The organism is Shivajiella indica (assembly GCF_042683085.1).
Classification (GTDB): domain Bacteria; phylum Bacteroidota; class Bacteroidia; order Cytophagales; family Cyclobacteriaceae; genus Shivajiella; species Shivajiella indica.
Map to the genome: position 1 here is coordinate 14,538 of NZ_JBHUIV010000012.1, position 15,673 is coordinate 30,210.

A 15,673-nucleotide genomic window follows, 5' to 3' on the forward strand; every position below is an offset into this window, starting at 1 on the left:
TCAAAAAACCTATTGTGACAAATTAAATCTTAATTGTCCACCAAAGGCAGTTGAACTCCTACGGAAGGCTGTGGTCACTCTAGGATCATTGATGGTACGGTCAAAATATAATTGAATATTTAAACTTTGATTGATGATATAACCAATAGTTGGCCGTATCTGAAGATTAAGATTTCCGTTTGTTATGGTACTTACCTCTTCTATTTTTCTTTGAACTGTTCTGGTATCAACTACTCTGGTACTTAACCTTATCTGAAGATCATTCTTTAATACTTCCTGCCTTCCCTGAATTTTAAAGGGAACCTTCACCCCTGCTTTAGTATATCCCAAATCAAATCCAAAATCCCGGCTGTTTTGTTCAGTAACCTGGGCATTTGAAAAATTCAGACCAAGATTTCTTTCCACATTGTATTCCATGGTAATGTTCAACCGGTCTTTGGTCAATAGACTAACACCGATTAAGGGAGCAAAACGTTCTGTCAAGATCACCTGATTAAGAATAAAAACAGGAATATATTGACCGAACTCATCTGTAATCGAAGCCCCCGGAATTTGATTGATGCGGTTATACAATTCCAATCCTTGGGTATAGAGCAGTGAGTTAGAGAAATTGCTCACTTCATAGGTAGAGGCATAACCATGGGTTAGATTAATGGATGAGAAATACTCCCTTAAGGCTGGTATTTGGGACAATCCTTTGTAGTCCACCCTCCAGTTTGGAATTGGTATCTTCGGAAAAGGATTCAAATCAATACTCTCTGCATCTCTTCCTGAATAAGCTGACAAAAAGGATAAAGTTAAAACATCTTGCCCATTTAAGGCATATTCCCCTCCTGGGTTCTGGGCATTCAACCTGGATTGGATGATTGACCTGTTATTTTCAAAAGTGGTGAAAACCGGTGATATATTATTCCTGTCATCACCTTTAAATGTTGTTCTAATAATAGAATAGGTTATACTATAACCCGCTGACCTATTCGGGCTTAAAGAAACATAATCTCCAGGATTGTCCGCAGAATTCCTAAAAATCTCACTGTAATCTCCGATTTCCCGTTTTCTTGCTTCAAAGGTTATCCTGAAGTCTTTAAAAGGTTCGGCTAGTGCATTAACATTTAAATTAATTACACTGTTCTGCCTAAAGGTCTGTGTCAATTCAGTACTTGGCGCTATCAAACCTTGATTGGCCAAACCGAATCTTATGTTGGGGTCTTGGCTACCAAATACAAAACCAAATCCAGGGTTCATGAAGCTTCGGTCCAAACCCAATAATCCTGTATTTTCCATATAACCTGGTAGAAAAGTACCTTCCACGACAGAATACCTGAAATTGATATCTTTAAACATGGTAACGAACTTAATCAGTCCATTTGTGAATGGTGTTCCAATTGTATCTTCTGCATTGACCACCTGTCTACCGGGAATACTTGGCCGTTTCGGAGTATATAAAGCTTTAAGTTTGGCATTCTTATTATAAAGTTTCACCAAATCTATTCTCCCATTCAGTGCCTGATCTCTTGTGTTTTGGATCATATTTCCCAATGTATCCTTTTGGCCAATGGCACCTGTCATCCAAGTGTAATTGGCAGCATAGCGGTAATCAACACCAATCCAGTCCAATGCTTTAACTTTATCCAAAGGAACCTTGTAATTCAACAGAAGCTGATGGTTATAATTGGTTGCTCTTCCAAAATTTCTAAGGTTAACCCTCACTGAATCACGTGCTTCCTGTGTATCTCTCGCACCTTCAGGTTCATCAATTACAGCCAAAGTCCTGCTCACAAAATCAACCCTCAAATTTTTCGTCAAATCCCAGTTGATATTAAAATTCCGGTTTAAGAAATAGCTCTTCTGATAAAAAGGGTCTACACCATCAGTGGTCAACTGGTCATTTCTAAATTGACTTCTCATAAACCTTCGGTCCATATCTAACCGAGCAGAAATGGTAGTAGGCACAAAATTTAAATTAAAGTCTCTAAGTAGTCTGAAATTTTGCCCTCCTGCCCATTCTGAATTTTTAAAGGGCTCTAATAACAAAGGTTTGGGTTGATAAATATAAGCTATATTACCAACCCGGGTTTCAAATTCATAACTCTCGGTATTGATATTGCTTTGTCTAACTGATCCAAATGCATAAGAAAAGGAAAAATTACTCAGGTCATAAAAATTATTTTTCTGCTTCTCCGGATTCCTGTTTTTCCGGACATTGGAAAATCCAATATTTCTCCTTCTCGACTGGTCCAATACTTGGCTTTTATACAAGTCTCTCTCACTTTTGGTCTGAAATTTATCTAATGCCAAACTTAAAGGCACATCCGGATTCAAGGGATCAAACTGAGGCCTAACGGTGATATTTTCAAAACTGGCATACATTGGAATGGTCATGTTCAACCCTTCAGGAAGTAATTTTTCAACATTCACATTGGTTGAAATGTCATATTGGGTTGCAGACTCCAGAGATCTTTGCGATAACCTGGTTTCCAGTCCACCAAAACCAACTGAATTATGCCTAATGGAGGTGGAAATTGTGGCTACATCAGCCAATTGCATATTCAATATACCATTGGCTGCCCAACCTGCTGATTGGATAAATCCAGTCACCCTCAATTCATTCGCCCAAATACAAATAGACTTTGATGCACCACCCGTTGATCCAGGGTTTCTAATTCCGATCATCATACCTTGGACCAGACTTAATTCCGGCCTTCCTACCACTGTAACTTTGTATTGTCGGATCTCTTTGCTATAAGCTAAGTTTAATGGAACTCTTTCATTATCTCTATCAACTTTTACCCCCACAATTTCTTTAATGGCGATGTCAAGTTCATTTTCTAAAGGCCAAATTTGTCTGGGATCCCTAGTCCCTTTTGGAGTAATCCAAAGCGGCACTTCTATTTCATAATAGTTGTCTGTGTAGTCAGTCCCCATTCTGATAAAAGCCGTAAGCTCACCGTCTTGGGCATCTTCTGAATCGGCATGCAAAAACATTTTGATCCTTTCATATTGTACCAAATCAAGAGAACTGGTGTTTTTAAATACCGCACGGGCATCCCTTGCCTGAAGGTCGTCTACACATAACCTGATAGATTGCTCATTTAGTTGCCTTTCTACCGCAGCTAAGTTGTCTCTATCCCTTGTAATCCCAGGAGGCAATACATAAGGACTCTGGGTCGCACTACCTTGACTGTTTTCTTCAATATTCACCACCCCCACAGTAAAGTTGGAATTGTCAGGTTCAGGAATTTCAAAAAATCCCCTCTCAAACAAAGACTCCTGGAAAACCCTCCATTGGCTCGCCACCAATCTGAAGTTGGCCATTCTCAAAACTACAGGCTGTTCAAAATCGGTAAGGTAGGTTCTCATAAACCTGATGGACTTAAATCCAGAAATCTCTCCCTGCACCCTATCCGGGGTCCTTACCGGAATTCTGAAAAGGTACCAATTTATTTCATCTCCACTTTGAACAGAGGTAACTTTATCTACAACATACCCCTGGCCTACCTGAATTTCACCGGGTCTTAGATCAATTTCATATTCATAATAGGCCTCAAGTTCATTGATAGTATTGTCACTATTCAGGTCTTCATTGTCAGGAAGATTGGAACCTGAAGGGGTATAAGGAAGGTTAACATTTGAGGTAATTGGGGTATTGGCCTCCATCCCATTAAACTTCTTATAACGCTCCAAAATTTTGATATTATTCTGATCAAGTTGTTCGTCAAGGTAATACTGGAAATCATCTGCTGAGGGATCACTCACAATTTCTTCAAAAACATCGGGGGCAACATTCAACCTATTGAGATATCGATCTCTAAAAAATTCAGCTTCATCTCCTGATCTTAAACCATCCAAGCCAAGATCTTGATTTGCCCTTGCTTCCGGAGAATTATCAAATGCCGGAATCAAAAACTGCTGTCTGCTGATTCTACCCCACTCTGTAGTGGTAGTCTGACTCACATCTCCATCACCCGGCATCCCATTTTCAAATCCATGGCGCCCATCCTTGGTTATATCCTCAGAAATTTCTCCCAGATTGAACCTCAATTTACCTCCTGTAGTATTGTTTTGGTTAAAAACCCCATCCAATACCCTTCCGTTAGGACCTTGAATAAACGGATCAAGCAGCCAAAATTCAATATATTCCACATTGGTTCTGTCAAAATCTACTTCGGTGGTAATGGATCTTGTAACCCCTCCGTAATTTTGACGCGGGTTAGGAAGTAAACCATCGGAAGTTAAGGCGGGATTGTAATTGTACATTCCCCTTTCACTAGGGTAGTAAGCCAATTCGAACAAGGGTTCAGGAACAATAATTACGTCCCTATCCCTAAATGGAAAAATTTCCTGTGGAATTACCCTTCTCACATAATGGTTCTGTCTATCCTCACTGGTCAGATTTGACGGAACACCAGGCCCGCTTTCTCTATAAAAAACATTGTCTATATTATACCAGGAAACCTTTGCCCTTCGATAGGTATTCCCTAACCTATCTTCTGTTAAACTACTTAGATCAAAAGCATCGGTATCGGTTTTAGGTGTTGAAGCCAATTTCCAGCTCTGTGCTGCAGCATTACCTAAACCATAAGGGGTAATAGCCGTTTCAAAATCATCAATATACACCGTTGGGTCTCCAGCAACAGTATTGGAAGTTCCCGGTAATAGTTGGGCAAATTCACCGCTGAACTGTACAATTGATTTTTCCTTTGTATTGGTAAAAGGTAATGCATCTGTCAGCTTGGTTAAAAACCTGGATTCATCGTTGAAATTGGCATCCAATCCCCACATGCTGTTCCTCAAGGTCTCATTCCCTGTGGCTATTCTGGTAATATTGGGCCTTTCATTCAGGTACAAAAAGGTACCTCCAAGGTTCAATTTATCATTTACTGCATAATCTAATCGGGTTCCTAGCAAACTTCGCGTTTGAAATGATACCAAATCGGCCTTTTCAAAACTTATGGCAATTCTTTTCCCTGACTGAAGTATCGCTTCATTGATAATATTTACCCTGCCAATATTGTAATCCACTGTAAAATCCACCCCCTCTGTCAAGGGAATATTTCCTGCCATTACAATTACTGAACCGGGAGATATATTTAAGCCAGGAAGCATTATTTCAGAAGCAGATCCTGCTGTAAGTCTTCCTTTAATAAAATACTTATCATACCGGGTAACTAATTCTGCATCTGCCCGGGTAGTACGATAGAGGGTATCAAATACATATTTATCCGCCAAATTCCTTTCATTTGGCAAAAACTGATCCCTCAGGGTTTTTCCAAATGGCTCAAGGACAGGAAAAGCCAATAAACCTCTTTCCGGAAATATGGTAATGCCAGGGACAAAATCAAAATTTCCGTCCGGAGCAGGGTCATTCTGTGGGTTAAGGTTATCAAGTCCTGTCAACCTGATCAAAGGTCTGTTTTTTACGTTTTCACCTTCCAACAAGGTCGGATTGTCCAAACCTGTCCTATCGTCCCGATAAATAACCTGCAGTTGGAATCCATCCTGCATCACCTGATTGGCATTCAGATTATAAATATTTTTCATCATCAAATCCCAAGTTGGAATGTTGATATTGATCCTGGCAGGACGGAGCATTTTTAAAAAAATTAACTCACTTTCTGGTCTGTTCTGGTAATCTTCGGAAAGTTCACCTACTTTATACACTTGGCCGTTGTAAGTATATTCATAGGAAACAGCTAAAACTTCATCGTTTTGAAGCCTTCTTGACAATGAAATATATCCCATCTCACGATTGAAGAAAAATTCGTTAGGTGCAAGTTTCCTTGCTCCGCTCACCTGGTCAAAATCCAGTCCCTTTGTCAATTGTAAACTGGCTTCTATGGCACCTGTTCCAGTATCAAAAGGACGGAATGCAGGATCGGAGATCAGGTTTTGATAAAGCAAATTGGCATTATTTGAGGCCGGAGCACCAGGTGTTCCAGGACCAATACCGGGATTATTGGGTTTATAAATCCTAGTTCCTTCACCCAAATCAATAAAGGCTGCAAAATTCCTAAGGGTTTCAGTATTATTGGCCCTGTTCATAATATAAACTTCTACCCTTGTCACATTGACACCTGAAAGAATTTGCGGCAATCCCCTTAACCAGCGCTCATAATTATCCCTAAAAAAATGTCCCAGAAAAAAGTGCCTGTTTTCATCATAATTGGACCCTTGGATTTCAAATAGCCGTCCTTGCCCCCCTGATTCTATAATCAATTCATCTCTCCTTCCCCTTTGTGTGGATGCGACTGCTGTCACAAACATTTTTCCAAACTGCATTTGGGTCTTGACCCCAAATAAGTTTTGCGCACCTTGGATCAAACTGTTTTGAACAGGCATACTCACATTTCCAATTTCAATGGATTTGATGATGTCTTCCCTAAACCCATTATATTCTACTTTCAACTGGTTTTGGAAATCAAAGGAGTTGTTGGAATCAAAGTTTGCTGATAACCTCATTTTTTGCCCCAGACTTCCATTCACAGCCATTTGAATCTGTTGGTTAAAATTGAAATTACCGTTTTGTTGCTGTCTTATTGGAATTGCAGGATTGTCAATTCTTCTGAAAATAGCTCCCAAATCCAGATTTACAAATCCGGTTGGTACGATAGTTATTTCATCTCCCCCAAAAATCCTGTCAAATCCAGGAGTGCTGGTAAAAGGCAAAGTAATATCCCTTCCGGTTACAGGACTCTCCCCATCCATACCTCTGGACCTACTTCTCCAATATTCCTGTCGGACCTTAAATTCCTGAATTTTGGAAAATTCATCAAAATCATAAATAACCCCGGGGGTAGATGTAGCGGTATCCAATTGATCCTGGATCCTATATTGAAGCGTTGAATCAATTTCAACCCGAACTTTTTGCTGTAAGGAGGGTGTAGGATAAAAAGGTGAATAAAGGGTGCTATATGGATTTTGAGAAGGGAAAAGCGGACTGGTTTTTAGATTTGGCCAAAGCAAAAAAGAAGGTGACAGTCTCCTTTTATTCAATGAATCTAAACTATTTATGTAAAGGGAATCCTTTTCTGTACCTTGAGCTTTAGCAAGATATGGAGACAATAAAACAAATAGCAACAGTATAAATACTGTTACAAAAGTCTGAGAGTTGTCTTTGAGAAAAAAAAGTTGCCTAAACAAAAGACCAAAGATTTAAAGGTTAATTAAGGTGTCTTTAAAGATGCTTTAATTAATTCTTCTAATGAAATTTCTGAACCTGTTTTTTTGAGTACAGTCGCAATGTTTTTTTCCGCTGTAGCTTTCGGAAATCCAAGAGTAATCAAGGCCTTTAACGCTTCCTCTCTAATTTTATTGTCGGTTTTAATGAATCCTGATTGTGTCTGTGCTAGTTCGGCCAAACTGTCACGTTTTACTTTATCCTTTAATTCCAGAACGATTCTTTGGGCTGTTTTGGCGCCAACTCCTTTTACATTTTGAATAGTTCTAAAATCCTCCTGCGCAATGGCATTCTCCAATTCTTCTGAACTCAATGACGATAAAATCATTAATCCTGTATTCGGACCCACACCTGATATGGAAATTAAATGAAGAAAAAGCCTTTTTTCATTTTCTTCCTTAAACCCATATAAAGTATGGGCATCTTCCTTAATATGCAAATAAGTGAGGAGCATAATATGCTCCTCATCTTTAATTTTCGAGTAAGTCTGTAATGAGACCTTTACATGGTAACCCACCCCTGAAATATCTATTATTACAAAAGTAGGATCTTTATATACAAGCTTTCCTTTAAGATATGCGATCATTTTTTTGAACTGGTTTGTGCATCAACAACAGCTATAGCAACCATATTGATTATTTCCCTAATGGAGCTACCAAGCTGTAATATATGCACGGGCTTATTCATTCCCAAAAGTACAGGTCCAATTGCTTCTGCATGTCCCAACTCAGACAGCAATTTGTAGGCAATATTGCCTGAACTTAAATCAGGGAAAATCAAGGTATTTGCCTTATTTCCAATCAAAGCACTAAATGGATAATTCCCAAGCTGGATTTCTTCATTCAGCGCAACATTGGCCTGCATTTCTCCTTCAATCACCAATTCCGGAAATTTCTCTTTGGCCAAAGCCGTTGCTTTAGAAGTTTTAGTAGCAACCTCTCCTTTTGCAGATCCAAAATTGGAATAGGAAAGGACAGCTATTTTTGGTTCAATATCGAAAAACCTTACCCCTTGCGCAGTTAGGCCTATAATTTCCACCAATTGTTCGGCTGTAGGATTAACATTGACAGTTGTATCTGAAAAAAAGAATGGACCTCTGTTGGTATTCATAATGTACATCCCTGCCACACGGTCAGTGCCTTCCCTTACCCCTATCACATGCAGGGCAGGTAGTATGGTCTTCGGATAATCCTTGGTAAGACCTGAAATCAAGGCATCAGCTTCTCCCAATTCCACCATCATGGACCCAAAATAGTTCCTATCCTTCATCAATCTATAACACTCCTGTGGTGTCAGTCCTTTTCTTTTCCTTTTTTCAAAAAGAAGGTTTCCATAATTCCTCAATCTATCTTCATCTTCATTGGGATCCACTATGGTCACGCCTGATAGATCCAGGTTATTTTCTTGGATAATTTCGTCTATTTTGTGTTTTTTACCCAAAAGAATTGGAACAGCAACTTTCTCATCTCTTAAAATCTGAACTGCTTTAAGAATTTTCACATTATCGGCTTCTGCAAAGACCACCCGCTTAGGATCCTTTTTGGCTCTGGTAACCACCCTAAGCATCAACCTTTGATCTATACCTATTCTTTCCTGCAATTCCAGATTATAAGCCTCCCAATCAATGATGGCATCTTTTGCAATTCCAGACTCCATTGCAGCTCTTGCTACTGCCGGTGCAATGGTGGTAATCAATCGTGGATCCAAAGGTTTGGGGATCAAATAAAATCTTCCAAATGACATTTTTGCATCCCCATATGCTTTATTAACTATTTCAGGGACAGGTTCTTTCGCCAAAGCAGCAATGGCTTTCGCCGCAGCCAACTTCATTTCCTCATTGATTGAAGTAGCCCTCACATCCAATGCTCCCCTGAATATGTAAGGAAATCCCAAAACGTTATTCACCTGATTAGGATAATCCGATCTACCGGTAGCCATAATAAGATCTTCCCTTACCGACATTGCCAAATCATAGGCAATCTCCGGATCAGGGTTGGCCAATGCAAAAATTATCGGATTTGCCGCCATTTTCAAAACTTGATCTGGTGTCATTATATTCCCTTTCGAGAGCCCCAAAAACACATCCGCACCTTCCAAAGATTCTGTCAGTGTATGTAAATCCCTATCCGTTGTGAAATCCTTCTTGATATCATCAAGATTTGTCCTGTCTGATCGGATTACCCCTTCCCTGTCACACATCACAATGTTTTCCTTCTTGACTCCCAATGTCATGTAAAATCGGGTACAGGAAACGGCAGAAGCCCCTGCTCCATTGACAACAAGCTTGATCTCTTCAATTTTTTTACCAACAATTTCAAGCGCATTCAAAAGGGCAGCTCCTGAAATGATGGCTGTTCCATGTTGGTCATCATGCATCACCGGGATATTCATGTCCCTTTTCAATGTCTGCTCTATTTCAAAACATTCCGGTGCTTTGATATCCTCAAGATTGACCCCACCAAAAGTTGGCTCTAAGGATCTGATAATCTGGATTAATTTTTTGGGGTCTTTCTCGTCAATTTCAATGTCAAAAACATCAATTCCGGCAAATTTTTTAAAAAGAACACCCTTACCTTCCATCACAGGCTTGGAAGCTTCAGGGCCAATGTCCCCTAATCCCAAAACCGCTGTTCCATTGGAAATAACGGCAACAAGATTCCCTTTTGCGGTATATTTATAAACATTCTCTTTATCGTTAGCAATCTCTTTACATGGTTCTGCTACGCCGGGAGAATAGGCTAATGCAAGATCTAATTGACTTGAAAGTGGTTTTGTAGGTACAACTTCAATTTTTCCGGGTTTCCCTTGGACGTGGTAATTAAGAGCGTCCTCTCTACGGATTTTGATGGCCATATAGGTTTATTATTAAATGAAATCAGCTGGATAATCCTTCTTTTGCAAGGACTTCCGTAGCCAATAAAATAGTTTCAATCTCCCGAATGGATTCCCTGTGTGCCTCATTGGGATAATAGACAAAACCTTCCATATAATAAAGTTTGCCATTTTTATCATCCACAATAACATAAGCGAGGAAAGACCCACCCATACTGAGGTTATTTGTTTTCCAACCTCCACGGATTTCGACCGCAAAATTACCGTTTATTTTGAAATTATTAATAACAGGATTAGGATCTACCCTCTCGGTAACAAGATAAGAATTCCTGTTTGCCGGATTTCCATAAATATGCTGTTTGGTAATCTTCTCCCTTAATTCTAAAACAGATTCAGGAAATACCTGGTCTTCTGAAGTATAGTTGGTTTCATAAAAAAACAAACTGATATCCGGTCTGTCCGATCTGGGGGTCGGTTGCCTTAACCATAAAAAATTATTTTCTGCTTTGGCGACCTGGTATGATGCGGGAACATTGATATTCAACCCTAGATTTTCTCCTGCCACCTTTGCCGCAGAACTTTTACGGTTTAATAGCACCTTTTCCAATCTGTCTCTTTCTCGAACATGAAAAAGATTCTGAAGCCTATTCTTATTCGCCCTTAAATTGTTAATCAGTTCTTCTTCGTTATTTCCAAACAAATAGACCACTTCCTGGCCTAAAGCAAATTCATCCACACTTCTTAAAAAATATAGGGAAGGGTCATTGGCTGCTTTTTCCTTTGCTTCTTTGGTAAATAAGGCGTTGATATTCTGACTTGCTGCCTTTTTATCATCAAATGTTGTAACATAGACAATATTGGTTGCCATCTTCAATATCCTAGTCATACCCCGGGGATCTACCTTACGGATATCGAACATACTTTCATCCCTGATGAGACCATGGACATCCTCTTGAAATATCTCTTTCAGAGCCTCACCAACCTTACCTTCCCATTTGGTGGAGTCAATGGCCAGGATAATCTCCCCTATTGCTCCCCTTGCTTTTGGTTTATTAGATGTTTTGGAACTTTCATCATCCGTACTACATCCCCAAAGAAATACACCTGCAATGATTATGGCCATCACAAAACCTATTTTCCTGATATTCATACACTTTTGATTTTTTAAGCCTTAACAATTTAAAAATTAATCAATGGATTAAAAAGTTTTACTAAACAAATAGTTATCCTATGATTAATTTTTGCCCTGGCTTTATTTGATTTGAATTGAGATTATTCATCCGCTTAATTTGCTCCACAGTCAGGCCATTCAATTTTTTTGAAATCAACCAGAGAGAATCTCCAGGTTGAACAGTATAAAACTTTCCGTCTGTGACAGGATTTGCAGAAACATTATTTTGGGCAATTGAATTACTAGTACTGGTTTTTCCGGAATATAAATAAAGGGTCTGTCCAACTTTGATCATATTCGAAGAAAGATTGTTCCATGCTTTAATGTTTTCCACTGAAGTGCCATGCAATTGGGCAATTTTACCCAATGCATCCCCTGGTTTTACTTTATAGGCAATTCTTTCTCCCACTCCCACCTGAACTACAGATCTATTGGTTGTTTGATTGCTTGCCAATCTCAATTCCACTGTTCTTTCTGATGTCAATTTAATAGCATCTGAAAACTTCTCCTTGTGCTCTACAATGAAATCAGATTTGGCTTTAGGAACCCTTAAAGCATAATGTTGATGAGAACTGGGCAACAGCCTGTTTTTAAGAGATGGATTAAGTTCTTCTAAATCCTCAATACAAATACCGCTAATTGAAGCCAATTGCTCTAAATCCAAAGCTTGATTGAATTTAATCCTATCAAAAGCCAAAGGATAAGAAGGCGTTTCCAGGATTAAATTATGTTCTTCCGCATATCTGATCACATACATCATTGCCTGAAACTGAGGCACATAACCTCTAGTTTCTTTGGGAAGATAGTTATAGATTTCCCAGAAAGTCCTTCTTCCACCGGATCGGCTTATTGCTTTCCTTACATTTCCAGGCCCACAATTATATGCCGCTAATGCCAGTTCCCAGTCACCAAACATTCTGTAAAGTGATTTAAGGTACTTTGCAGCTGCCTCTGTTGAAAGCTCAGGATCCATTCGGTCATCAATATCATAATTGACATGAAGGTTGTACATTCTTCCTGTAGCCGGCATAAATTGCCATAAGCCCATAGCACCCACCCGCGATCTAGCTCTTGGATTTAATCCTGATTCAATAATGGAAAGAAATTTGATATCATCAGGCATATCATATTGAGCAAGGGTTTCTTCAAAAAGAGGAAAATAGGTTTCCTTTTTTCTTAATACCATTTTTGTATATTCCCTATTTCTGACTGTGAAATAATTGATAAAAGAAAAAATTCTTTCATTGAGTTCAAATGACATACCTGTATCCATAGCCCTTACTCTCTTTGCTACTTCCTCATAGGTAAAGTCTGGGATATATTCGAACTGATAAGAGGGAATGATCAACTCCTCATCAATAGAGGCATTATTTAATTCAAATAATTCCTGACCATGGGATTGTTGGTGAACCAATAACATTGGAAATAAAATACATGAGATGGTTTTAACAAGCTTTTCCATGATCAGATTCTGTTTTAATTCGAATTAAGACCCATTAGATAGTTTGCAAAAGCATATAATTCAGCTTCCTTGAATGAATTTGCCACCACTTGAATCCCTATTGGAAGTCCTTTTTTATCTTTTCCGTTAGGAAGCGAAATTGCCGGAACTCCAGAGACAGATGCCTGAACAGTAAACAAATCTTCCAAATACATGGCTACTGGGTCATTACTATGTTCTCCAAACTTAAACGCTGTAGATGGCGTAGTTGGCATAATAATATAATCATATTTTGTTAACAAATTCTCAGTAAATTCTTTAATTAGTCTTCTGACCTTTTGGGCTTTTGTGAAATAGGCATCATAATAGCTGGCACTTAACACAAAAGTTCCCAACATTATTCTTCTTTTAACTTCCTCACCGAAACCCTCAGATCTGGTTTTTTTATACATACTTTCCAAATTATGGGCATTTGGACTTCTGTATCCAAACTTTACTCCATCGAATCTGGAAAGGTTTGAACTTGCCTCTGCAGTAGTTAATATATAATAAGTTGGAAGAACATATTTCAAAAGAGGAAAATTAACTTCCTCTACTTCATGCCCTTCCTGTTTTAATTTTTCAAGCACTGCTATAGTATTCTCCTTGATTTCCTGTTGCAAAGCAGGTGATTCAAGGGTTTCTTTCAGATACGCCACTTTTGCCCTTTTCCCAAAGTGCAATAATTCAGAATAATGGGGGACAGGCTTTTTGGACACAGTACTGTCAAAATTATCAGGGCCTGCCATGGTCTCCAATACCAATGCATTGTCTTTTACATTTCTGGAAAAAACACCTATAGTATCAAAAGAGGAAGCATATGCAATCAGACCCCATCTGGAAACTCTGGAATAAGTAGGCTTAATCCCTACAATTCCAGTAAATGCCGCTGGTTGCCTAACCGAACCACCGGTATCAGTTCCCAAGGATACCGTACATAAATTTGCCTGAACTGCTACAGCAGAACCGCCGGAGGACCCACCTGGCACCCTGGTTTCGTCAGCTGCATTCAACACTTTCCCATGCACAGAATTTTCATTGGAGCTTCCCATCCCAAATTCATCACAGTTAAGCCTTCCTATAATAATCGCGTCCTCATCGATCAATTTCTGAACAGCACTGGCTGTAAATTGGGAAATAAATCCTTTAAGGATCTTGCTTGAAGAATTGGCTTCATGGTCTTTATACACCAATACGTCTTTAATACCAATCACCATCCCTGCCAATTTTCCAGCTTTGCCTGAAGCAATTTTTTCATCCACCTTAGCAGCCTGTTCCAAAGCGGATTCCTTATAAACTTCAACGAAGGCGTTGAGATGCGCCTTCGTCTGAATATTGTCTAGGTAGTAATTGACAATCGCCTTACAATTGGTCTCCCTATTTTCCAGCGACTTCCTTATATCGTCAAATGAAAGGAATTTTTCCAAGTTCTTTATCTTTGGTTCCGTTTACTCTTTTTTCTTTTTTTCTTTCAGACCTTCTTCTAGATCTTCCTGAATTTCTTTGGTGGCATCTTTGAATTCTCTGATTCCTCTTCCAAGCCCCCTAGCCAGTTCTGGGATCCTCTTAGCTCCAAAAAGTAAGAGAATCACAAGGATGATAAGAATGATTGATCCTCCACCCATATTTTGAAAGAAACCCAATGTAGTCATGTTGGTATTGTTTAGGTTATTAATTAATTACAAAGATATACTTGTGATACTCTTACACAAAGGAAACCTAAAGCTATATCCTTGTTTTTTTATAAATATACGAATTATTTACATCATCTACCTGCCAGCCATATAGAAGGATTCTGTGGCTGTAATCCTTTCCAGGTTTCAAAGTGAACTTCGGCTACACCATCCTTATTGGTATAGACCTGACCAAGTACTTGTTTTGCACTTACTTTATCTCCTGATTTAACTGAGATAACTTTTAATTTACTGTACATGGTGTAATATTCCCCATGTTTAATCACAATGGTGCCTCCATACCCTGGAACTGTGAAGATTTTGGTAACCTCTCCATCAAAGACAGCTCTTACTGTGGCATTGGGGGTAGTTTGAATATCCACTCCATCGTTGTCTTCTGTTATCCCCTTTAATGTGGGATGGGGATGCGTCCCAAAAGGTCTTGAAATAAATCCACTCTCCACTGGCCATGGCAGTTTTCCGCGGTTTCCTGCAAATGAGTTTGAAAGCGCTGCAGCTTCAGGGGTTAAAGGGATGCTGCTACCTGATGCTTTGCTGGCAGTTGAATTGGCCTTTTTGGCCTCAGCTTCTGCCCTCCTTATTTCTTCTTCGATGATTGATTTGATCATCCTATTAAGGTTTTCCTGCTGTTGTCTTGCCGCAGCAATCTCCTTTCTCAATTCCTGTTCTTGGCGGTTCAGCCCATTTACTATGGCCTGTTGTTCTTCTTTAGCTTTATCGAGTTGTTGCTTTTGCTGTTGTTCCTGTTTAATGACTGTCTGCATCTCCACCCTCTTCTGTTCTATCTCCTTCTTTTGTTCATCCAGTTCTGCAGTTACAATTCCAATTTGTTCCACTTGTTTTTTACGGGCATCGGAATATTGTTTTAAATATTTCAAACGCATATAAAACTGCTTGAAAGTTTCGGAACTGAATACAAAAGCTGTCATGGTTGTACCTTGATTTAACTTTGCAGAAGTATAAATCATGTCTGAATACTCTGCTTTTAAGTTCTCCAGATCCTCTTCCAAAGATGTGATTTTGGTTTGGGTTTCTCTGATTTCCAAATCCAACAACCTCATTTCCCTATTCAAGGCATTGATGTAATTGATCCGGTTTTGAAGCTGTTTGTTTACTGCATTCAGTTGACCTACAGAAACTTTTTTGGATTCCGCTGTCTTCTTTAAAATCTTATCAAATTCAAGCAAACGTTTTTGGATTTCTGCTTTTTCTTTTTCCAATTCAGCCCTTGTTCTTTTTGTTTGGGCATAAGCTTCCTGTACGGAAAAAATCCACGAAAACAATATCAAAACTATTAAAATCCTGATCTCATTCATAGT

The 15,673-nt window shown here is 39.0% G+C and carries 8 protein-coding genes; all 8 read right to left on the minus strand.

What is annotated here, in order from left to right:
* Positions 1 to 9 precede the first annotated feature (9 nt).
* On the minus strand, positions 10 to 7,140 hold the full coding sequence (gene sov / locus ACFSKV_RS08240; RefSeq protein ID WP_380801481.1) for a T9SS outer membrane translocon Sov/SprA: 7,131 nt from the start codon (positions 7,138 to 7,140) through the stop codon (positions 10 to 12).
* A gap of 23 nt (positions 7,141 to 7,163) precedes the next feature.
* Positions 7,164 to 7,763, minus strand: coding sequence for a Holliday junction branch migration protein RuvA (gene ruvA, locus ACFSKV_RS08245; RefSeq protein ID WP_380801482.1), 600 nt, complete (start codon positions 7,761 to 7,763; stop codon positions 7,164 to 7,166).
* A complete protein-coding gene (locus ACFSKV_RS08250) occupies positions 7,760 to 10,030 on the minus strand; it encodes an NADP-dependent malic enzyme (protein ID WP_380801483.1) in 2,271 nt (756 codons plus the stop codon). Before ACFSKV_RS08250 ends, ruvA begins: the two co-directional genes overlap by 4 nt.
* Before the next feature lie 22 nt (positions 10,031 to 10,052).
* The gene (locus ACFSKV_RS08255) at positions 10,053 to 11,159 is read right to left on the minus strand and encodes a DUF4837 family protein (RefSeq protein WP_380801484.1); all 1,107 of its coding nucleotides are present in this window, start codon (positions 11,157 to 11,159) and stop codon (positions 10,053 to 10,055) included.
* Between the two features lie 73 nt (positions 11,160 to 11,232).
* Positions 11,233 to 12,642 (minus strand): lytic transglycosylase domain-containing protein, encoded by a 1,410-nt coding sequence (locus ACFSKV_RS08260; RefSeq protein WP_380801485.1) that lies wholly within the window; start codon positions 12,640 to 12,642, stop codon positions 11,233 to 11,235.
* Between the two features lie 14 nt (positions 12,643 to 12,656).
* Positions 12,657 to 14,087 carry an Asp-tRNA(Asn)/Glu-tRNA(Gln) amidotransferase subunit GatA gene (gatA, locus tag ACFSKV_RS08265; protein ID WP_380801486.1) on the minus strand — a complete coding sequence of 477 codons (1,431 nt, stop codon included), beginning with the start codon at positions 14,085 to 14,087 and terminating at the stop codon, positions 12,657 to 12,659.
* Positions 14,088 to 14,108: 21 nt separating this feature from the next.
* On the minus strand, positions 14,109 to 14,312 hold the full coding sequence (gene tatA / locus ACFSKV_RS08270) for a twin-arginine translocase TatA/TatE family subunit (RefSeq protein WP_130275151.1): 204 nt from the start codon (positions 14,310 to 14,312) through the stop codon (positions 14,109 to 14,111).
* A gap of 113 nt (positions 14,313 to 14,425) precedes the next feature.
* Positions 14,426 to 15,670: a murein hydrolase activator EnvC family protein gene (locus ACFSKV_RS08275; protein WP_380801487.1), complete on the minus strand. Its 1,245-nt coding sequence runs from the start codon at positions 15,668 to 15,670 to the stop codon at positions 14,426 to 14,428.
* Positions 15,671 to 15,673: the final 3 nt, after the last annotated feature.